General features: G+C 41.2%; 18 protein-coding genes and 1 pseudogene. 12 read left to right on the forward strand and 7 right to left on the reverse strand.

The annotated features are described in order from the left end of the window. On the forward strand, positions 1 to 283 hold a 283-nt coding region (locus AWH49_RS15020), incomplete at its 5' end, for an RNA-guided endonuclease TnpB family protein (protein ID WP_082862880.1). A 317-nt stretch (positions 284 to 600) separates the two neighbouring features. Here AWH49_RS15020 and AWH49_RS15025 read toward each other — a convergent pair. After that, the gene (locus tag AWH49_RS15025) at positions 601 to 981 is read right to left on the reverse strand and encodes a retropepsin-like aspartic protease (protein WP_063966389.1); all 381 of its coding nucleotides are present in this window, start codon (positions 979 to 981) and stop codon (positions 601 to 603) included. Continuing rightward, entirely contained in the window at positions 978 to 1,226 is a 249-nt protein-coding gene (locus AWH49_RS15030; RefSeq protein ID WP_063966390.1) for a hypothetical protein, read from the reverse strand. Before AWH49_RS15030 ends, AWH49_RS15025 begins: the two co-directional genes overlap by 4 nt. A gap of 829 nt (positions 1,227 to 2,055) precedes the next feature. Between AWH49_RS15030 and AWH49_RS15035 the strand changes: the two genes are divergently transcribed. Together AWH49_RS15035 and AWH49_RS20155 are read left to right on the forward strand one after the other, a co-directional pair. Then, a complete protein-coding gene (locus AWH49_RS15035; RefSeq protein ID WP_082862881.1) occupies positions 2,056 to 3,621 on the forward strand; it encodes a flagellin N-terminal helical domain-containing protein in 1,566 nt (521 codons plus the stop codon). A gap of 341 nt (positions 3,622 to 3,962) precedes the next feature. After that, positions 3,963 to 4,076: pseudogene (locus AWH49_RS20155) on the forward strand (flagellin); the annotation flags it as partial. Between the two features lie 486 nt (positions 4,077 to 4,562). On the opposite strand, the gene AWH49_RS15040 reads toward AWH49_RS20155, so the two are convergent. Next, the gene (locus AWH49_RS15040; RefSeq protein WP_063966391.1) at positions 4,563 to 5,417 is read right to left on the reverse strand and encodes a hypothetical protein; all 855 of its coding nucleotides are present in this window, start codon (positions 5,415 to 5,417) and stop codon (positions 4,563 to 4,565) included. A gap of 89 nt (positions 5,418 to 5,506) precedes the next feature. Between AWH49_RS15040 and AWH49_RS15045 the strand changes: the two genes are divergently transcribed. The 4 genes from AWH49_RS15045 to AWH49_RS15060 all read left to right on the forward strand — a co-directional run bounded on the left by AWH49_RS15045 (position 5,507) and on the right by AWH49_RS15060 (position 7,398). Then, the gene (locus tag AWH49_RS15045) at positions 5,507 to 5,992 is read left to right on the forward strand and encodes a type II TA system antitoxin MqsA family protein (protein ID WP_082862883.1); all 486 of its coding nucleotides are present in this window, start codon (positions 5,507 to 5,509) and stop codon (positions 5,990 to 5,992) included. A gap of 136 nt (positions 5,993 to 6,128) precedes the next feature. Continuing rightward, a complete protein-coding gene (locus AWH49_RS15050) occupies positions 6,129 to 6,368 on the forward strand; it encodes a hypothetical protein (protein ID WP_063966393.1) in 240 nt (79 codons plus the stop codon). A gap of 21 nt (positions 6,369 to 6,389) precedes the next feature. After that, a complete protein-coding gene (locus AWH49_RS15055) occupies positions 6,390 to 6,590 on the forward strand; it encodes a YjfB family protein (RefSeq protein WP_063966394.1) in 201 nt (66 codons plus the stop codon). A gap of 151 nt (positions 6,591 to 6,741) precedes the next feature. Next, positions 6,742 to 7,398 carry a plasmid pRiA4b ORF-3 family protein gene (locus AWH49_RS15060; protein ID WP_063966395.1) on the forward strand — a complete coding sequence of 219 codons (657 nt, stop codon included), beginning with the start codon at positions 6,742 to 6,744 and terminating at the stop codon, positions 7,396 to 7,398. A gap of 77 nt (positions 7,399 to 7,475) precedes the next feature. Here the strand turns inward: AWH49_RS15060 and AWH49_RS15065 are convergent, their stop codons facing one another. Both AWH49_RS15065 and AWH49_RS15070 read right to left on the reverse strand, forming a co-directional pair. Next, positions 7,476 to 7,754: a hypothetical protein gene (locus tag AWH49_RS15065; protein WP_244886884.1), complete on the reverse strand. Its 279-nt coding sequence runs from the start codon at positions 7,752 to 7,754 to the stop codon at positions 7,476 to 7,478. Then, a complete protein-coding gene (locus tag AWH49_RS15070) occupies positions 7,717 to 8,037 on the reverse strand; it encodes a YbjQ family protein (RefSeq protein ID WP_063966397.1) in 321 nt (106 codons plus the stop codon). Before AWH49_RS15070 ends, AWH49_RS15065 begins: the two co-directional genes overlap by 38 nt. A 306-nt stretch (positions 8,038 to 8,343) precedes the next feature. On the opposite strand from AWH49_RS15070, the gene AWH49_RS15075 reads away from it, so the two are divergent. Further along, positions 8,344 to 9,882: an alpha/beta hydrolase gene (locus tag AWH49_RS15075; RefSeq protein ID WP_063966398.1), complete on the forward strand. Its 1,539-nt coding sequence runs from the start codon at positions 8,344 to 8,346 to the stop codon at positions 9,880 to 9,882. A 159-nt stretch (positions 9,883 to 10,041) separates the two neighbouring features. Continuing rightward, on the forward strand, positions 10,042 to 11,205 hold the full coding sequence (locus tag AWH49_RS15080) for an S-layer homology domain-containing protein (protein ID WP_063966399.1): 1,164 nt from the start codon (positions 10,042 to 10,044) through the stop codon (positions 11,203 to 11,205). 53 nt (positions 11,206 to 11,258) lie between these two features. Here AWH49_RS15080 and AWH49_RS21030 read toward each other — a convergent pair whose 3' ends face one another. Further along, complete coding sequence (locus tag AWH49_RS21030; RefSeq protein ID WP_018394623.1) at positions 11,259 to 11,390, reverse strand: hypothetical protein; 132 nt, start codon at positions 11,388 to 11,390, stop codon at positions 11,259 to 11,261. A 608-nt stretch (positions 11,391 to 11,998) separates the two neighbouring features. Here AWH49_RS21030 and AWH49_RS15085 point away from each other — a divergent pair. Continuing rightward, positions 11,999 to 14,092: a methyl-accepting chemotaxis protein gene (locus AWH49_RS15085; RefSeq protein ID WP_063966400.1), complete on the forward strand. Its 2,094-nt coding sequence runs from the start codon at positions 11,999 to 12,001 to the stop codon at positions 14,090 to 14,092. 201 nt (positions 14,093 to 14,293) lie between these two features. Here AWH49_RS15085 and AWH49_RS15090 read toward each other — a convergent pair whose 3' ends face one another. Next, on the reverse strand, positions 14,294 to 15,631 hold the full coding sequence (locus AWH49_RS15090; protein WP_063966401.1) for a gluconate:H+ symporter: 1,338 nt from the start codon (positions 15,629 to 15,631) through the stop codon (positions 14,294 to 14,296). 337 nt (positions 15,632 to 15,968) lie between these two features. Here AWH49_RS15090 and AWH49_RS15095 point away from each other — a divergent pair, with 337 nt between their 5' ends. Both AWH49_RS15095 and AWH49_RS15100 read left to right on the forward strand, forming a co-directional pair. Beyond that, positions 15,969 to 18,062 (forward strand): methyl-accepting chemotaxis protein, encoded by a 2,094-nt coding sequence (locus AWH49_RS15095; RefSeq protein WP_063966402.1) that lies wholly within the window; start codon positions 15,969 to 15,971, stop codon positions 18,060 to 18,062. Positions 18,063 to 18,384: 322 nt separating this feature from the next. Continuing rightward, positions 18,385 to 20,048, forward strand: a 1,664-nt coding sequence (locus AWH49_RS15100) for a methyl-accepting chemotaxis protein (protein ID WP_063966403.1), incomplete at its 3' end; no start/stop codon positions are given.

The following is a 20,048-nucleotide window of genomic DNA, read 5'->3' on the forward strand; positions in this document are numbered from 1 at the left end:
ACAGACGGCAAGAACGAGCCGTAAAAACGAGAAAAATTTGCACACATGGTCATTCTATCGCCTGTCTCAATTCATCGAGTACAAAGCCAAGTTAGTTGGAATTAGGGTTGAATATGTGAATCCCGCTTATACAAGTCAAACGTGTCCAAAGTGTTCTGCTAAGAACAAGGCACAAGACCGCAAATATACATGCGAATGTGGCTTCCAAAAGCACAGAGATTTAGTCGGTGCGATGAACATTCGATACGCACCTGTGATTGATGGTAACAGTCAATCAGCCTAAGATGCTATATGGACTGTCTTAGGAGGGGTGATGAGACACCCTCATCTTGAAGGCTGTTCAAAGCAGAAATGAATTGCGAACGTTTAGTCATTCAAGAATCCCACCCGTCACACCGCAAGGTGTAGGGCTTGTGCCTTTAGGCATGGGGGTCTCAAAGTTGCTAAGATAAGAGTGACTTGTGAGGGAATCTACCAAAATAAGAGCAAATCAAACAAAAACATCCCGTTCACGATTATGTGAACGGGATGTTTTTATGTAAACAGCAAATCACCCGATTGAACTTCCGTTTTCGTAATTCGCGACAAACCTAGCTTCAATTAGCTATTTGCGATCAACTTCATATCATCTAGGTCAATAATAAAACCACCTGTTTTTAATAAATCAAGGCCAACTAAGCCGCTGATTGGAAACCCATCCAAGTTTCCAAAATCAATATCTACATTGTGAAACTCTTTATTTGCAAGTTTAACAAAAGGTATTTTCTTTGAGAAACAGAATTCTTCACCGCCAATTCCAATACTGTTCACAAGGTGATCACCCGGTTCAAAATAAATCCCGATATCAGAGACTTCATCAATGACGATAATAGAATGAGCTGCACCAGTATCAACCACAACACGATCAATTATTTTCTTTTTTCCATTAAACTCTATTTCAATAGACGTCAAAAGAAGACCTTCTTCATAGAGAGGAATCATCGAGTAATTCCTCTTAAAGCAGAGGGCTTTCGCACGTCAATAATAAATGTTTCATTGCTCGTATGATACACAACGGTATTGCCTTTTGAACGCAGAAGCTCACTCGTCGCTTCTTGAGCGCTATCAATCGGCCGAATGAGTGCCACTTCATCCACGATTTTACGGCTATCCACAAGATGAGAATCAAGAATCGACAACAATACGTACTGATCAGGATAAATGTCGCGTACTTCCTGCCACTTCATTTTCAGTTCCCCCTAAATTGTTAAATGAATAAAAAGGACTGTAGAAGAATCGTTGAATAGTTGACTTGAGATGCACTGTTTTTAATGTGCTCGTATTTATATTGATTATACAGCATCGTGAAGTAGGATACTTATCAGAGGGAAAATCATTCGGACAAAACGAAAAAAGCTTATTTTCAAGCACTTTTCTTCAGACTATCCAAAATCAACCGAATTAACTCATCCCGGGTGACCAACGTAACATGATTCGATTTGGCCAGTTATGCACAGTTTTTGTTTTCGACGATACATAAGAAATAAGGGAATGAACAAAAGGGTGACACCTACCGCAATGACGGTTGTAAAGACGCTTTCGAGGGAATTCGTTTGGAAGTAAGTAAAAGCGGCAATGAGGAAAAGAAGCATCATATCGGCATGATTTTATAACCAAATGAGGGGATTAAAAAAGAAAAAGTCCAGAAGTATACCATTATTTCTAACTATACAGCAAAAGCAGCCTATTCTTATAAACTCTCTTAATTTATCCATCAAAATACTCTCATTCTCGTCATACCTTGCAAGAAAATCCTCAAAGAACGCCCGGATCAAGGAAAAAGAACATACTCCTCCAAAGCGCCAAATTCAAAGGTAGTATCAGACCCCGTTCACGATTTCATAAAAAATAATCAATTCGACAAAAAATTTTACCAAAACTATTAAACATTCCCGAAACAACCCCGATATAAACTATGTAAGCAAGAGAAGCAGGGCGGCCGACCTGATATTTTGCTAATAATCTCAACACTGTTCACATGGACGTGAACAGTCAAACTCAAGGAGGAACTATACAATGATTATCAATCATAATATCGCGGCACTTAACACGTATCGTCAGTTTGGTAATGCAAACAAGGCACAAGGTGATTCAATGGAGAAATTATCTTCAGGTCTTCGTATTAACAAAGCTGGAGATGACGCAGCAGGTCTAGCAATCTCTGAAAAAATGCGTGGGCAAATTCGTGGTTTAGATCAGGCTTCGAAAAATGCGCAAGATGGGATTTCTTTGATTTCAACTGCTGAAGGTGCATTGAACGAGACTCATGACATTCTTCAACGTATGCGTGAACTATCAAACCAATCAGCTAACGGAACTGCAACCGATGCTGACCGTACAGCTATGCAAGATGAGTTAAACCAATTAACATCTGAAGTTAATCGTATTGGTAATACTACTGAGTTCAATACTCAAAAGCTATTAAATGGTGGAGTTGGCTCTAACGATGGTGCTAAAATAACTCAAGCTACAAGTGCTACAGTCACTGCAGCTGGGGCAGTTACAGCCGCCGCATCTACTGCAAGTATTACTGTAGATAATGTAACTTTTGATATTTCTGGTGTAACTGTAGCGACAGCAGATGATGCAGGTGCACAAGCTGCAGCTATAGAACTTGGAAACAAGACTTCTGGTGGTACTAAGTTATCAGATCTCGTTGATATTACTACAGATGGAGCAGGTAAATTAGTATTTACTGCGAAATCAGAAGGAACAACAAGTTCAATATCTTTTAGTGCTGATGATGCGGCGTTAGGTATTACAGCGGCTACAGATACAGATACAGGTTCTCCTACAACTGTTGAGCGTCATGGACTAGAAGGTACTGCTGCACTTACAGCAGGTAATGTAACACTTAGCACCACTGATTCATTAAAATTTACAGTTGGTAGTGAAAGTGCTGTAGAAGTTAAGTTAAATAATAGCGGCACTGCAAAAACATATGATACTACTAATGCTGATGCAAATATTGCAAAAGCTGCCATGGAAGATTTAGTTAAGGATTTAAATGCTGCTTTACAAGAGGCTGGAATGAGTGATAAGGTTACTGCTTCTTTAGGTGCGGATAATAAGCTTCAATTTATCTCAGAGACAGGTAAAGATATTTCTGTAGCTAATGGTTCTGGAACTCCAATTGCTTCTCTAGGTGGTGGATTTGCATCTGTTGGTAATGTGGACCAAGTTGTAGGTCCCGGCGCTCAAGGTTCTGGTTACAACACTAAATTCCAAATTGGAGCTAACACTGGACAAAGCATGTCTTTAAGTATCAATGATATGCGTTCAGCTGCAATTGGTATCACTGGTAATGCTGGACAAGCTGGATTTACAGCATCTAACTCAGTTACTAACGGTACTAACGATATTAAGGCAGAAGCTGCTTTAAATATCTCTAATAAAGAAGACGCTGCAAAATCAATTGCTGTAATTGATAAAGCAATCGCTTCTGTATCTTCAGAACGTGGTAAACTAGGTGCTGTTCAAAACCGTTTAGAACACACAATCAACAACTTGGGTACATCTTCTGAAAATTTAACTGCTGCGGAATCTCGTATCCGTGACGTTGATTATGCTTTAGCTGCGTAAGCAGTGACAAGCACAGTCGTCCTAGCTGGTAACGGCTAGAGATCATTATCGGGTGAATTGCTGGAAAGTCCTTAGAGCTTTTCTTGCCACAACGTAGTTGGAAACGACAAGCGTGATGGTTTGAAAAAAGAAAAGATTGGGCAATCAGCAGCCAAGCTCCTGTGAGGAAACTCTGGAGAAGGTTCAACGACTAGGAAACCGTCTAAGGCGCAAGCTATGACGATGAATCCATAGGTGAAACAATGGTCATCAGCATTGTGAATCCGAAGTGCCCGACCCCTACTAGAATGCTAGAGGGTGAAGATATAGTCTAGTCATTTACGAAAGTAAATGTTCGCACGATGGCGAAAGAAATGATGAACCAAACTAAGAACTCTATTCTTAGTCAAGCAGCACAAGCAATGTTGGCTCAATCAAATCAAATGCCTCAAGGAGTATTACAACTTTTGAGATAATTGATTCGAAGGGCGTCTTATCTGGTAACGGGTAAGAGTATAACTGGGTGAATTGCTGGAACTTCCTAAAGCTTCATCAACTACAACGTAACTGGAAACGGTCAGCGTGAAGGTGTGAAAATGATGAAAGATGACACAATGGATAATCAGCAGCCAAGCTCCTGTGAGGAAACTCTGGAGAAGGTTCAACGACTAGAGAACCCGGTCTAAGGCGAAAGCTATGACTATGAATCTCGTAGGGCAGCAAACGCTGTTCGAAGTGCCCAGCCCCTTGGAAGACAAGGGTGAAGATATAGTCTATTCTATGACCGAAAGGCATAGCGGCAAAGCAAGCCAACCAACAACCACAAGGAGTTCTACAGCTTCTTCGTTAATATTAAATTCTTTGAAAGGGACTCTAGCTTTGCTAGAGTCTCTTTTTTACATTTACTAATTGAATCTCTAGTTTATGGAGTCCCGTTCACTCTTTTGGAACCTTTTTTTGTTTTATAATAATCCTTTTTTGCGAAGGTCTGTTTTTTTATATCCGACTGAATGATAGCTTCTGCCTAATATTGCTGCTATTTCTAAACTGGTGTGCCCTTTCTGGACCAAAGCGATTAAGTTTGTCATTTCATCTTGTGAATACGGTTTAGTCCGATCAGAACTTGATGCAAGTACTTCATAATCTGGATATGCTGTTTGGATCATTTTTTTTTCGAGGGAGAACCGCCATTCCCAATTTGTCTTATAGTACATTCGTTTACATGTAATCGTAACGGGTTTAATGAGTTTTAAAAAAGACAGAATACTTTCTACAGTCGTTAATTTGATCATGAAATTGTGACCGTTTGATACAGCAAAGTATCTAAATGAAAATCCAAATATTTTTTGGCAGTGTTCAATCAAAATGTCCAATTGATCTCGGGGGAAGTTTTGAAGAGCTAGTTGGATGGACGGGGTAAGATATATTTTCCTTTTGCGATGATTAATGGTTTTTGTGATCGACAATGTCCCGTCGTCCATATATAAAACGGCTAGAAAATGAGGAAGCGTACAAAGTGGAAGCAACCGCTTGGGTATACATTTCTGGCCCCGATCATTGTAAAAATGAGGATAAAGATCGGTAAATAGTAAACTAGATTTAGATCGCAGAGTCTGGCTTTTCAAAGTTAGATAAAGCATGTCAGGAAAATAAGATTGCTTCCATTCACGATATTCTTGATAATCAACTCCGTAATGTTCACGATAACTATTATTAATTCTGCGTGATCCAGGATAGAGCTTGGTAATTTCACCATCGCCCATAATACTAGCAATTAACATGTTTTGCTGAACAGCAGACAATTTAAACAATTCCATTAAAGTGCCCCTTAAAGTATCATTTGATTCTTTTTGCATTATAACATATAATTTTGAAAAAGAATCATTTGATACTAATTTAAGGAAGGATGAAGTTTATGATTTACTGTGAGAATTGTGGTGAAAATAGTAGTGTGCAAATTCAAGAGACGTCAGCAAGCTATGTTTTAAGAAGAGAAATTTTTGAAATTAAGGAAAATCACCTTTTTTGTACAAAATGTGGGAGAGAAGTACAGGATAAGGATGACGAGAAAAAAAGGCAGCAGCGATTGACTGAACTATACCAACGCAGATATAACATGTTTCCTGAAGACATCAAACGGATCCGCAAATCAATGAGATTAACACAGAGTGAATTTGCGGATGTACTAAATATGGGGAAAGCAACGATTAAACGTTATGAAACTGGAGGATCTTTACCAGACGGTGTTTTGCTTGGAGTGTTACGTGTATTAAGAAAGAATCCTGAACTAATTTTAATGTTTTTTGAAGAAACGAAGGCGGGCCTCCCAGAAAAAGAACGACAACGCATTGAAGAGAAATTGCAGCCATTGATGCAAAAGCGTTTAAAATGAAGAAATAGCAAACCGTGAAGTTCTTTACCGCCTAGTCATAAATTCATATATAATATAAAGAAGGATAAACTAGTATGATAGATTCTTGCTTTCAGCTTTCGCATGATCAAAAGCCTGTTAACTAGGAGGAGACAAGATGGATAAGGACACCCACGATCAGAAAAGATTCCTGGAAAAACAGCTTCAATGGAGCAAAGAACAAGCGCGTATCTTAGATGAAATCGATGTGCACCTTCATGAGATGAAAGAAATAGCGGAATATGCTGTTAAACATGAGTTAACTCTAGATGAAATTGAAAAGTTAAATGGTCAATTAAATGAATTGAAAGATGTGATCCATTCGCTGGAACAGCAGTTGCAGCCTGTTATCCATTAAAATTGAAAGGTGGTGTTTTTCATGGATATTGCACTCATGTCAATGGTGTTAAGTCAAGGAAATGTTCAGCAGCAAGCTTCTCTAGCTGTGATGAATAAAGTAATGGATCAAGCAGAAGGCAACGCGGCTTTCCTTAACAAGATGATGGGGGCGGTGAACGTGCAAGCATTGCAGCATGCGGCTCAACCGCACTTAGGTGGAAACATAGATTTAAAAGGGTAAACATAGAGTCTTGATGTCTCTTATATTAAATATATAAAAGTCTTTACACCTCACTTTTATTAAAAAGTGGGGTATTGTTGTTTCGTCTGGAAAAGATTTTTTTGGGAAATTAAAATATGGTATTCTTTAATAAAAAGAAAAGGGGCCAATAATGAAAGCGTATCAATTATTGATCACACTTAAACACATAAATCCGGCTGTCTGGCGAAGAATTTTGATCCCGGCTGAAACGAATTTCAAGAGGCTGCATGATACGATTCAGTTTGCGATGGGATGGCAGGACTATCATTTACACCAATTTGAAATTGACTATGCGGATAAGCCCTTTACGTTACGAATTGTTGAAGATGATGAAATGTATGAAGAGCATCTTTTCAGACAAAAAGCCTTTCTTTCAAATCCGCCGCCAGAAAATGATAAATTTTATGAGTTCGAGAAACGGGTTATGATGATTGAGATGCGAAAAGCGCGGACGACGAAGCTTCCAAAGTACCTTGAGAAATATTCAGAGGTACTGTACACGTATGATTATGGCGACAACTGGGAGCACTCGGTTAAGCTGGAAAAAATCGTGGAAGACTATTCGTACGGTCATCCGGTTTTGCTTGAAGGAGAAGGAGCGTGTCCACCCGAAGATGTGGGCGGTCCTGGTGGTTATGAAGAGTTTTTGAAAGCGTGGCACGACCCGTCTCATCCGGATCACGAGCATATGCGTGTGTGGGGAGAAAGCCAGTGGTTTCAAGAACTGAATATTCAGAAAACAAATGAGGTTATGGAGAATGTATTGAAGCTGAAGAAAGTGAAATAAGGATATTAGAAGCTTTGAAAAAGACGATTTTCAGGTTCGAATCCGTTAGAAAAGGGGCTGATGAGGCAGCCCCTTTGTCATTCTGTCTTTTCTTCTTCTTTGTAAAATCGTTCCCCGGTTTCAGGGTGAAAATAAACGACTAGTTTTTTCTTTGTTGTCGGATCAATGGAGACTTCCTTCGTTCTAATAAAGCCAGGAGGGACGTTTTGACCGTGTTTCTTTTTAAAACGTCGATCCCATATAAACCAGGAGCCAATGATTAAGACAATGAGGACCAGAAATTGCACACCGTAAAAGCCGAGAACCCATTCCATCTGTTTATGCCTGTTCCGCGATGACGGCTGTTCCGTAGGCAACGATTTCGCTCATGTTTTGACCGATTTCCCCGGAATCAAACCGCATCATGACAATCGCATTGGCGTCCATTGCTTTTGCGTTTTGTACCATTCGATCCATCGCCTGCTTCCGCGCATCTTCCAGCATCTCTGTATATTGATTAATTTCTCCACCTACGAGCCCTTTTAATGAAGCGACAATATCTTTTCCTATGCCCCGCGCTCGCACGGTTAAACCGAAAACAGGTCCTTTCACTTCTGTTATTTTGTAGTTGGCAATATTTTCTGTTGTAACAATAATCATATGAACGTACCCCCCGTTTACGAAATTTTTTTGTGTCTTTATTTCTTATTCTCCATGATCTTCTGTATACCTGTTATTTGCGACACATATGTAGTTGGACAGTGCTTTCTATTCAGTTTTTTTTGCTATTTCTAGGTAGTTGTTTTCAATGAATTCCAAATTTATAGGCTAGATGATTGATATACTGCCATCATTCGTCAAAATGCTCCTCTTTCCGTTTTCTATAAAAATACGTATAATATGGATAAGTAGTTGTATTTTACTAGAAAATACGTTCGCTAACGTGGCGTGTAGAAGGAGGCTGTTGTGCCATTTCTTCAATGTAAACATGGCGGGTTGTTTTATATGCTAGAGTCTTCTGTAGGAGAAGAGAAGGAAACGATTGTCATGATTCATACGAATGTAACAGATCATACGTTATTTGATGAGGTTGTTCCTTTTTTGAAGGAGCAGTACAATGTGCTGCGCTATGATTTGAGAGGGTTTGGTCAGAGTGATGGCGGCGATGTGCTTTTCACGTACGAACAGTATGTAAGCGATTTATTGTTCCTTATTACAGAGCTCAATTTGACGAGCGTTCATTTAGTAGGTTTTGGATTAGGTGCATTGATTGCGGCACGGTTTACGGCGCTTTACGGTGGATGGATACAAAAAGTAGTCCTCATTGCGATGCCATGTAATCCGCCGCATTTAATTGAAAAGGTGAGAAAGCATCGGAGGGAAATAAGCCGCTTCGGCACGATTGTTCCGGTTGATTATATTATAGACATGTCGACGGTGTTACCGAAAGAGGACGCCCGTGTAGTGAAGCTGCGTGAGACCGTATCAAAAACGCCTGTGTCTACCTATGCGTGGTTAATGGATTTATCGGTCAGTGCGACGCCACTTACTGATTTATGTCAAATTCAGAAGCCGGTGCTGACCCTATCTGGGGATAAAGACTTAATTTTCCCATCCCACTTTTTAGAAGCGAGTACGATGCACTTGCCCAACTTCCAGCATATGACGATTACCCATTCTTCGACGTTTACGGTCATCGATCAACCGGAAGTTACCGTACAATTGATCCTTCACTTTTTACGAGAAACGCAAGCAGAGAAAGAGGTATTGGACGACTTTTTAACATCCATGTATGAAGACATTCGGCTGTATACAAAACAGGTGTATGACAAAGGGATCGAAAAAGTAGATGAACTTACTAACAATGAGATTCATGTCGATTTTTTATCTTCTTTTCATGTGCATATTAATGGGAAAGTTGTGATGAACGGCTGGAATAAGCGGTTTGCGAAACAGCTGTTTCTGTATTTGGTTTTTCATCCATCGACGACGAGGGAAGCGATCTGTGACGCGATATGGCCGGACATACCGATTCAGCAGTCGAGAAAAAACTTACGTGTTTATTTGTCCTATTTGAAAAGTTTAATCCAGATCGATAACAACAAAGAACCCATTTTATTAATGGATCGGGAGCATGTATATGTCAAAGCGCACATTTCGGGTGACGGGATTAAACTGAACGAAGCACTGCAGCTCGCACTTCATGAATCCGATCCTCCCAAGCGGTTCGAAGCATGTAAGAAAGTACTGGATCTAGTGCAAAACTTGCTGCCGATACGTCCGGTTCTCTACGATGACTGGTTTCTTGAGGTTCACGATCGAGTAGAGCTGCAAATAACAGACATGATACTCTGGATGGCAGACTGGTTGTTTGAACGTGAAACAGCAGCAGCCATTCAGCACATTCAGACGTACTTGCCGCTCGTTCAAGATGAGTTTGCTTTACAAGACAAATTAGAAGAGTTTCAAATTCGGTCTGTTCATGAAAAAAGTATGAAAGAATAAAAGGGCTGTCTAAAAATTAGAAACGGACATGGATAGTTCTTTTTATTGTGAAAACGGTGTTTGGAAAAAGCACCATATCGGTAAAAGAAGTAATATTGAGTTGATTCTGTCGTATATAATCAAAGGATGTTTGGACTAAATGAAAGAGAGGTGTAGACGTTGAAAAAAGTTTCATTTCTTTTCATAGTATTCGGTCTTTTATTTGGTTTAGCGGTCCCGCAGACAGAAGCAGCGACGTATTCAGATGTGCCATCGACGCATTGGGCGGCGAAAGAGATTTCATATTTAAGCGACTTCGGTATTTTAAAGGGCGGCTCAAACGGCACGTTTCATAAAGATGCGCCGGTAACGAAAGCACAGGCAGCGGCGATTTTAGTACGGGCGAAGAAGTTATCTTTAGTGAATGTCCCAAATCCAGGATTTTCAGATGTACCGGTGACGCATCCGTTTTATAAAGAAATTGCGGCAGCAGTGAATGCGGGTTGGTTTTTAAAAGGAGCTTCGTTTCAGCCGGACAATCAGCTGAAGCGTATTGAGATGGCGAAGGTTACCCAGTTGGCATTTGGGATTACAGGATCGGTTCCAGTTGAGTGGGAAGATATGAGCCATACGTATTCTGGGTATGCGTATGTTACACCACTCCTCGCGAACGGGATTACGTCGGGCTATACAGCGACGAAGTTCAATCCGACAGCGAAAGTAACCCGTGCCCAGTTTGCGATATTTACAGCGCGGGCGATGAATACACAGTTTCGGATGAAAGTCGTGACGTATCCGAAAAAAGCAGCGAGTGATATTTTCTATCCACAGTTTGTGGACACAACAGGGATCAATCATTTTACGTATTTGAATGAATTTTATCAAGAAGAAGGACAGTCTCTCGTTAACTATCGAAATGAAATAATGGAATTAGCACAAGAAGATGATCAATTCGGTGAATATTATAGCTACGGTGTCTCTTATAAAGTGCCACGTGCTGATTTGAGTTTTATCAGTGTCGTGTTTGATAGCTATCAATACACAGGTGGAGCTCATGGCTATGAGCAGCTATTCTCATACAATTATGATGTAAAGAGTGACAGCTTCATTTCACTTGACGATCTCGCAACGAAAGCGAATTACGAGCAGGCGGTTATAAACCGAATAAATGCGATGAATGCTTCATACTATCCATATTTTGGCGGTCCAGAAAGCTTGGATGAACTACAATATCAGTTTTATATGACGCCTGCCGGATTTGTTATGTATTTAAATCCGTATGAATATGCGCCATACGCAGCAGGCATTCGGGAGTTCCAGATGCCGTATTCAATGATTCGATAATAGAAAACGCCCTGATGTCTTATACATCAGGGCATTTTCATGGTGGGCTTTCGCTAATTTTTACTCTTCGTACCCATACCTTTAAATTGATTCATCAATTTTGTGCGGGATTTTTCGTTTCTGAGCAGATAAGCGGCGCCAGCGCCCAGTGCCAGTGTGGTCATCATTGTTTTATTGTTTTTCATCGTATGCACGCTCCTTGTTTAGTTGATCTTTGCCTGAACATTCTTCCCTTTTAACCCGAAAAATAAACGAAGAAACAAAGAGGGGACAATAACAAAAAGCTCCGACATGTGTTGAGGTCGGAGCTTTTTCGTATGGAATAAGTTGGCGAAAGGTTATTTCATTCGTTTTAAGGCGGCTTTGTGTTCGATGGATCAAGCGGATAGGATGTCGAAGATTTATTTTCCATGTCGTATTCCTACAGATAACTGAATAGGACAAATTTTAAAAAAATTCTTAAATAATAAGTCGAAACTTTGTTGGTTATGGTACAATTTTACTAATAAATAACCTTGTTTAGCCTAGAAAGGATAATAATGTGGCAACTAAAGATTAAGAAGGAAGGAATCGATGTTATGGGCGGCACGGTGAATACAGTGGATGTTGCGAAAGGTGCAGCATCGGATGATAGATTGGGGGACTAGAGAATGTTGAAAAAGAAGGTGGAACTTCCAGATGGAGAAGTGTATAAAGTAACATTTCCTGCCATTTTTCCGATAAAACCTATTGGAAATTTATTAATTTAATCAATAGATATAGTATGGAAAATGTAGTTGAAGGGGCGGCAGGTATGAAAAAGACGAAAAGTATTGCAACGAAATTGTCGATGCTTATGATTAGTTTGTTTTTAATTTTGTTTACAGTGTATGCGATGGTGACGAATGTAATGCTGTACAACAAGAGTATGGATGATGCTGAGGCATTTGCAGTAAAAAACACGGAGTTGTCGGCTGCAAAAATAGGGGACCATTTTGATGAGACGACCGAATTGTTGCAGACGATGAAAACGACGATGGAGTCAATGCAGGCAGAAGGGAAATTAACAGCAGCATCTGCACTCAATATTTTGCAAGCGAATTTTGCGAAAAATGATTATTTATTCAGTATGGGGCTCGTTCTTGAAAACGGAACGGTGCCAATTGAGCCGGATGTGGATAAAGCACTTATTGATTCAGAAAAGCGATTTATGCCTTATGTGTATAAAGAGGAAAGTGATGTTGAGATTGAGAGGGTAACCGGGTATGACGACGGAAGTGACTGGAGCTCGATTCCGAAAAACGAACAGCGGGCTGTATTGACCGAGGCGTATGAGTATGAGGTGGACGGTAAATTGATTAATTTATCGACTATTTCGATGCCATTAACCGCTTCAGATGGAACATATCTAGGTGTCATTGCAGCAGACTTTTCGCTTGAGTTTATGGAAGAGCTTGTTAAGAGCGGAGCGCCGGATGGAGGTTTTGGCCGCATTATTACAGACCAAGGCTTCATTGTGGCGGACAGTATGGATGAGAATCAGATTAAGAAGAATATTGATGAAACAATAGACTGGGGCCGCATTAAACCGGTCATTGATGAAGGAAAAGAGTCGACGCTTTATGTCGATTCACAGGTTTTAGGTGAACGTTCGTTTAATGTATTTGCACCGGTGCAAGTAGACGGTGTTGATGAGAAATGGTCTGTGCAGACGTCGGTCCCAAAATCAAGTATTCTGGCCGCGTTTAAGCAGACGATTGTCGTGACGGTTATTGCGGCGATTGTGATGATTTTGATGATGGCTGTGGCGACGCTCTGGTTTATTCATCGCCAACTGAAGCCGCTCACGTTTTTGCGTTCGTCTATTGAAACAGCGGCAACGGGTGATTTGACGCAAAAAGTAGACAAGAATTATCTTAAGAATGATGAAATTGGTGCAGTCGCATTTGCATTTAACGATATGCTTGGAAAAGTGAGCAGTGTCATTCAAACGGTGCGCGATTCGACTCTGCATTTGAATCGGTCATCGAAAGATGTCCACCACGTTTTTGAAGAAGTGGTCGCGTCGAGCCATGAAGTGGCGGCGGCGGTGGATGAAATTGCACAAGGAGCTTCGAAACAGTCAGAGGATACGGAGGACACAGGGAATCAGATCGCTGGGTTGTCCGAGCGGATTGATGTGTTGTCTATGTTATCGGCTGATATGAATAAGTTGTCGCATCAAGCTAGCGAGTCTACGCAGAAAGGCATGTCCGAGGTGTCATTGCTTCGTGATCGTAATGAGGCGGCGAATGATATGAACATACGTGTAAAAGATCAGATGCAAGGGCTATCTGCAAAGATTTCCGACATTGAAACGGTGATCGAATCGATTCACGGGATTACAGCACAGACGAATTTGCTAGCATTGAATGCGTCGATTGAAGCAGCACGTGCAGGTGAGCATGGACGAGGATTTGCGGTTGTAGCGGCGGAAGTTCGAAAGCTGGCCGAACAGTCGCGTATGGAGACGGATGTGATTCAAAAAACAGTGCAGGATATTTTGGCGGCATCGAAACAAACATCGGTTGTGATTGAAGAGAATATGGTGCTGATGGATGGACAAAATGAGTCGGTGTCGAATACGGAGTCGGCGTTTATAAAGCAGGCTGAGATTGCCGGCCAGATTGGTGAATCGGTGAATGAATTGACATCAAAATTGCAGGAAATGATCGGGCAGAAGGAGCAGGCAGTGCTGGCGATTCAAAGTGTGTCAGCTATTTCTGAAGAAACAGCTGCATCTGCCGAGGAGGTAAGCGCATCCGCAACGGGACAGCAAGTCGAGCTTGAACGTATCGCAAAAGCAACGGAGGAAATGAATGAAATTGCTAGCGAGCTAAAAGAAGTAGTTGACCGGTTTAAAGTGTAAGCTAAACAACTTTTGCTATGGTGAATGACTAAAACAGCCTATTTTTTTGTACAATGACGGAATGTGACGGCATTCGGTTGTCAAAAGAGCGTAAGGGCAGCGAAAGTAAGATAGAAAACATAAAGCAATGCCTGCTGAAAAGCACGTATAAAATAAAAACGAGAGATCATCTAAAAATAGTAGATGATCTCTCGTTTTTTATTATATAAACAAGCTAAGTATCAATACAACGCCAAGACCAACAATCGAGTTCGTGAACAAGAGAAGGCCCCACGTTTTGAATGTTTCTTTAATGGATAAGTTAAAGTACTCTTTAAATAACCAGAAAGAAGCATCGTTTACGTGTGTGATTGTGTTACTTCCGGCTGCTGTTGCTAATACCATTAAGACAGGGTTTACATCGAACGTGTCGATAAGGGGACCAACAATACCGGCTGCTGTAATGGCCGATACGACCCCTGTCCCTGTTGCAATACGAAGCATCGCTGTAATAACCCAAGCCATAATTAATGGGGAAACACTCGTATTTTGCATCAGAGCTGCGATAGTGTCGCCAACACCAGAATCTAGGATGATTTGTTTGAAAGCACCGCCAGAACCGACGATGAAGACGATCATGGCAATACTTTCAATAGCACCTGAGAAAGATTTCATCGTTTCTGACATTGTACGTCCAACACGAAGACCAAAAACGTAAATGGCTACTAATACAGCAATGATTAAACTGATTTCTGCACTTCCGAAAAAGTTTACGATTTGATAGACTGTTGAATCTTTTTCAATAAAGTAATTAATAATTGTTGCGGCTGTAATGATGATAGCAGGGATTAAGGGAACGATTAAACTAGCTGCAAACCCTGGCATTTCTTCATCAGTAAATTCTTTTGATTTTTTCAATAGCGGTGGAACGGGACGATCGAGGTTACGCAACATTCTTGGTAAAATAATACCAGCACAAATAACAGAAGGGATGACGACAACAAGTCCTAAAATATACACCATACCCATGTCCGCACCGTATGCTTCAACAAGTGCTACAGGACCTGGCTGCGGCGGGAAAATACTATGTGCCATTGTCGCAGCTGCAACCATCGTCATACCTAGACGCAAATAGGGAATTTTTGCTTCGATGGCGATACTAATAACGAGTGGAGCTAAAATGATAAAGGCTACTTCATAAAAAACAGAAATACCGAAGATAGCACCGACGATTAAGATGGCCCATTCGACATTTTTTACACCAAATTTGTTTAGGAGTGTCGTTGCTACACGCTGAGCAGCACCCGAATCAACCATCAATTTACCGAGTACGGCGCCGAAACCGATAATGATTGCTAAGCTTCCAAGAGTTCCCCCAAAGCCTGCTTTTAAAGAAGCGATGACATCAGGTAATGTCAGGCCATTTAAAATACCTACAAAAATGGCTGAGATTAAAAGAGCAAGGACACTGTTTAGCTTCACTTTCATGTTCAAGAATAGAAGCAAAGCGACTCCAAGTGCTACCCAAATAATCGGTAAGTAATTTGTGATCCAATCCATATTAATTTCCTCCTTTAGCGTAGATATAATAGAAATAAATAGTAAAGCGCTTACTTATTTTGCCTAATGATTGTATGTCCGTGACATATTTCCTGCACATCACTTACATGATTTACAGAAAAATGATAAACAAACCAAATTAAATGCTTTCTTTTTTTGTTTGTTTACTAACTAAACAAAATGCAATAAAAACATCTTAACGAATAAGATAAGTGCAGTCAATTAAAAATTTTTAAAAAGAGTATTAAGAAAAGTAAGAAAATAGTGTAAATTTTGAATTGTCGTTAAATGCCCATAATGATAGTATAAAAGTATGGGGATGAAAGGGTGGATTTAGATGAAAAAGAAAAAAAGTATTGCACGGAAGTTATCAATCCTTATTATCGGTCTATTTTTACTATTGTTTGTGGTGTATGCGGCTGTGACAAATGTAATGCTATATAACAAAAGCATGGACGATGCGGAATCGTATGCGATTAAAAATACACAGCTGTCGGCTGCAAAGATTGGTGACCGCTTTGATGAAACGGCAGAAATGCTACGAACGATGAAAATGATGATTGAATCGATGCAGGGAGATGGGAAGTTAACAGCGGCATCTGCACTCCATACGCTGCAGATGACTTTTGCCGGAAATGAGCATTTATTCGGTTTAGGGATCGTTCTTGAAAGTGGAACGGTGCCGATTGAGCCGAATTTGGATAAGACACTTGTTGATTCAAGAAAGCGTTTCCTCCCCTATATGTACAAAGGGGAGAGTGGGGTTCAGATTGAAGGATTGAAAGGATATGGAAAAGAAGGAGATTGGAACTTGATTCCAATAAACGAAAAGCGGCCTGTATTGACCGAAGCATATGAATACGAGTTAGACGGTAAAATGATCAATCTGGTGTCTACTTCAATGCCGCTGATCGCTTCAGATGGAACGTTTTTAGGTGTCATTGTAGCAGACTTTTCAATTGAGTTTATGGAAAAACTTATTGAAAGCGGAGCACCAGAAAAAGGTTTTAGCCGTATTATTTCAGATCAAGGCGTCATTATGGCTGATAGTATGGATAAAAATCAGATGGGGACGAATATTGATAAAACAATAGAATGGGACCGCATTAAGCCAGTCCTTGATGAAGGAAAAGAGTCGGCGCTTTATGTCGATTCACAGGCTCTTGGTGAACGTTCATTTAATGTGTTTGAACCGGTGCTGATAGACGGTATTGATGAGAAATGGTCTGTGCAGACGGCTGTCCCAAAATCAAGCATTCTGGCCGCGTTTAAACAAACGATGATCGTGACGGTTATTGCGGCGATTGTGATGATCGTGATGATGGCTGTGGCGACGCTCTGGTTTATTCATCGTCAGCTAAGACCTCTTCGCTTTTTGCAGTCATCGATTGAAACAGCGGCAACGGGTGACTTAACAGAAAAAGTAGATACCGGGCATCTTCAGAACGATGAAATTGGGGCAGTCGCCTATGCCTTTAACAATATGCTGGATAAAGTGAGTGGAGTCGTTCAAACGGTGCGTGATTCGACGTTGAATTTGAATCGGTCTTCGAACGATGTGCAGCATGTTTTTGAAGAAGTAGTCGCGTCGAATCAGGAAGTAGCGGCGGCGGTAGATGAAATTGCACAGGGGGCGTCGACTCAGTCAGAGGATACAGAAGATACGGGGAATCAAATGGCCGGTTTGTCGGACCGGATTGATTCGTTGTCGGTATTGTCTAGTGAGATGAATGAACTGTCGAAACAGGCAGGGGATTCAACGACGCAAGGCTTGTCGCAAGTCGCATTGCTTCGTGAGCATAACGTGGCGGTGAATGCGATGAATGTGCGTGTGAAGGATCAAATGCAAGGATTGTCATCAAATATTAGTGAAATTGAGACGGTCATTGAGTCGATTCATGGCATTACGGCGCAGACGAATTTACTGGCACTGAATGCGTCAATTGAAGCGGCGCGTGCAGGTGAGCATGGACGAGGGTTTGCGGTTGTAGCGGCAGAAGTCCGGAAGTTGGCCGAGCAGTCGCGGAAAGAGACCGAGATCATTCAAAAGACGGTGCAGGATATTTTACATGCATCGAAGCAGACGTCTACGGTCATTGATGAGAATATGTTGCTTATGGACGGACAAAATGAATCGGTGTCTCATACAGAGTCATCGTTTGCGAAGCAGGCTGAAATCGCGGAACGTATTGGACATTCAGTCGATGAGCTGACATTGAAGCTACAGGAAATGGTCGGACAGAAAGAGCAGGCGATGCTATCGATTCAAAATGTGTCGGCGATATCTGAAGAAACAGCCGCTTCCGCGGAGCAGGTGAGTGCATCAGCGGCTGCTCAGCAAGTGGAGTTGGAGCGTGTCGCAAAAGCGACGGATGAAATGAATCAAATTGCTCGTGAGTTAAAAGAAGCAGTTGACCGCTTTAAAGTATAGGCTGAATCATTTCATGCTATTGCTAAAGAACTCTGTCCTATAAATAAAATGAGTGTTTATCGTCAAAAAATAAATGTCGTTGCGAAACGGGGCTATTTTATTCAGGTATTTACTGATTAAAATAGCCCTGCTTTTTTATACAAATGATGGCTATTTGAAAAATGTAAAGTAATGAAAAAACTATGGATACGTTAAAGTGAAATGATTAAGAAAAGAAAATAGGATTATATGAAAATCATTTTTCGGGAAATATTTAAAATATTCACTTAGTGACGATAGATAATGGTAGTATAAAAGTATGGGTACGAAGGGGTGGATTTAGATGAAAAAGAAAAAAAGTATTGCGCGGAAGTTATCAATCCTTATTATCGGTCTATTTTTGCTATTGTTTGTGGTGTATGCGGCTGTGACAAATGTAATGCTGTATAACAAAAGCATTGACGATGCGGAATCGTATGCGATTAAAAATACACAGCTGTCGGCTGCAAAGATTGGTGACCGCTTTGATGAAACGGCAGAAATGCTGCGAACGATGAAAATGATGATTGAATCGATGCAGGGAGATGGGAAGTTAACAGCGGCATCTGCACTCCATACGCTGCAGACGACTTTTGAGGAAAATGAGCATTTATTCGGTTTAGGGATCGTTCTTGAAAGTGGAACGGTGCCGATTGAGCCAGGCATAGATAAAGCGCTTATTGATCAAGAAAAGCGGTTTCTTCCGTATATATATAATGGAGAAAGTGGTCCAGAGGTCGAAGGACTGACCGGTTACGGTGAAGTAGGAGACTGGAACCTGATTCCTAAAAATGAACAGCGGCCTGTATTAACGGAGGCGTATGAGTATGAGCTGGATGGTAAAGTGATTAACATGTCGTCGATTGCCATGCCGTTAAATGCTTCAGATGGAACATTTTTAGGCGTCATTACAGCAGATTTTTCGCTTGATTTTATGGAAGAACTTGTTGAAAGTAGTGCGCCGAAAGATGGTTATGGCCGCATTATTACCGATCAAGGTGTTATTGTGGCGGACAGTATGGATAAGAATCAGGTAGGGAGGAATATTGATGAAACAAGGGATTGGGACCGCATTAAACCGTTCATTGATGAAGGAAAAGAATCGACGTTATATGACGATTCACAGGTTTTAGGTGGAAATTCGTTTAATGTGTTTGCACCGGTGTGGGTAGACGGTATTGATGAGGAATGGACTGTGCAGACGGCTGTCCCGAAATCAAGCATTTTGGCTGCATTTAAACAAACGATGATCGTGACGGTTATTGCGGCGATTGTGATGATCGGGATGATGGCTGTGGCGACGCTTTGGTTTATTCATCGTCAGCTAAGACCTCTTCGCTTTTTGCAGTCATCGATTGAAACAGCGGCAACGGGTGATTTAACAGAAAAAGTAGATACCGGGCATCTTCAGAACGATGAAATTGGTGCAGTTGCCTATGCCTTTAACGATATGCTGGATAAAGTGAGTGGAGTGGTTCAAACGGTGCGTGATTCGACGTTGAATTTGAATCGGTCTTCGAACGATGTGCAGCATGTTTTTGAAGAAGTAGTCGCATCGAATCAGGAAGTAGCGGCGGCGGTGGATGAAATTGCACAGGGGGCGTCGACTCAGTCGGAGGATACAGAAGATACGGGGAATCAAATGGCCGGTTTGTCGGACCGGATTGATTCGTTGTCGGTATTGTCTAGTGAGATGAATGAACTGTCGAAGCAGGCAGGGGATTCGACGACGCAAGGCTTGTCGCAAGTCGCATTGCTTCGTGAGCATAACGTGGCGGTGAATGCGATGAATGTGCGTGTGAAGGATCAAATGCAAGGATTGTCATCGAATATTAGTGAAATTGAAACGGTCATTGAGTCCATTCATGGCATTACGGCGCAGACGAATTTACTGGCACTGAATGCGTCGATTGAAGCGGCGCGCGCAGGTGAGCATGGACGAGGGTTTGCGGTTGTAGCGGCAGAAGT

The organism is Domibacillus aminovorans, assembly GCF_001643235.1.
In the GTDB taxonomy this organism is placed as follows: domain Bacteria; phylum Bacillota; class Bacilli; order Bacillales; family Domibacillaceae; genus Domibacillus; species Domibacillus aminovorans.

What these genes read in the sequence shown, in the direction of transcription:
- AWH49_RS15025 (WP_063966389.1), bottom strand. Translation starts at nt 981, where the DNA reads ATGATTCCTCTCTATGAAGAAGGTCTTCTTTTGACGTCTATTGAAATA.
- AWH49_RS15030 (WP_063966390.1), bottom strand. Translation starts at nt 1,226, where the DNA reads ATGAAGTGGCAGGAAGTACGCGACATTTATCCTGATCAGTACGTATTG.
- AWH49_RS15035 (WP_082862881.1), top strand. Translation starts at nt 2,056, where the DNA reads ATGATTATCAATCATAATATCGCGGCACTTAACACGTATCGTCAGTTT.
- AWH49_RS15040 (WP_063966391.1), bottom strand. Translation starts at nt 5,417, where the DNA reads ATGGAATTGTTTAAATTGTCTGCTGTTCAGCAAAACATGTTAATTGCT.
- AWH49_RS15045 (WP_082862883.1), top strand. Translation starts at nt 5,507, where the DNA reads ATGAAGTTTATGATTTACTGTGAGAATTGTGGTGAAAATAGTAGTGTG.
- AWH49_RS15050 (WP_063966393.1), top strand. Translation starts at nt 6,129, where the DNA reads ATGGATAAGGACACCCACGATCAGAAAAGATTCCTGGAAAAACAGCTT.
- AWH49_RS15055 (WP_063966394.1), top strand. Translation starts at nt 6,390, where the DNA reads ATGGATATTGCACTCATGTCAATGGTGTTAAGTCAAGGAAATGTTCAG.
- AWH49_RS15060 (WP_063966395.1), top strand. Translation starts at nt 6,742, where the DNA reads ATGAAAGCGTATCAATTATTGATCACACTTAAACACATAAATCCGGCT.
- AWH49_RS15070 (WP_063966397.1), bottom strand. Translation starts at nt 8,037, where the DNA reads ATGATTATTGTTACAACAGAAAATATTGCCAACTACAAAATAACAGAA.
- AWH49_RS21030 (WP_018394623.1), bottom strand. Translation starts at nt 11,390, where the DNA reads ATGAAAAACAATAAAACAATGATGACCACACTGGCACTGGGCGCTGGC.
- AWH49_RS15085 (WP_063966400.1), top strand. Translation starts at nt 11,999, where the DNA reads ATGAAAAAGACGAAAAGTATTGCAACGAAATTGTCGATGCTTATGATT.
- AWH49_RS15090 (WP_063966401.1), bottom strand. Translation starts at nt 15,631, where the DNA reads ATGGATTGGATCACAAATTACTTACCGATTATTTGGGTAGCACTTGGA.
- AWH49_RS15095 (WP_063966402.1), top strand. Translation starts at nt 15,969, where the DNA reads ATGAAAAAGAAAAAAAGTATTGCACGGAAGTTATCAATCCTTATTATC.